General features: G+C 57.8%; 1 protein-coding gene. It reads left to right on the top strand.

The window, feature by feature from the left end:
• Positions 1–443 (top strand): L,D-transpeptidase family protein (locus tag AC6EMZ_RS23275; RefSeq protein ID WP_498405181.1); only part of this gene is annotated, 443 nt, incomplete at both ends.

The following is a 443-nucleotide window of genomic DNA, read 5'->3' as shown; positions in this document are numbered from 1 at the left end:
GAATAGGGCAATTAGGGCTGGAGACGCCGGTCAGCACCACGCGTGTTAGCCAGAAGATCCCTAATCCTACGTGGACGCCTACAGCGGGCATCAGAGCGCGCTCACTGGCTCAGGGCATCAAATTGCCGCCGGTAGTACCGGCAGGGCCTAATAACCCGTTAGGGCGCTTTGCGTTGCGTCTGGGGATAGGTCATGGGGAATATCTTATCCACGGCACCAGTGCGCCGGATAGCGTCGGGCTGCGTGTCAGTTCCGGGTGTATGCGAATGAACGCGCCTGATATTAAAGCGCTGTTTGCGCAGGCTCGCGTGGGGACGCGCGTGCAGATCATCAATGAACCCGTGAAGTTCTCGGTAGAACCTGATGGCAGACATTACATTGAGGTGCACCGTCCTCTGGCTCAGATTGAGGGCGAGAACCCGCAAACCACACCAATCATCCAC

This window comes from Enterobacter sp. SCRI0065 (assembly GCF_059766475.1).
Note: the sequence above shows the minus strand (reverse complement) of the source record. Positions and strands in the feature narration are given on the sequence as shown.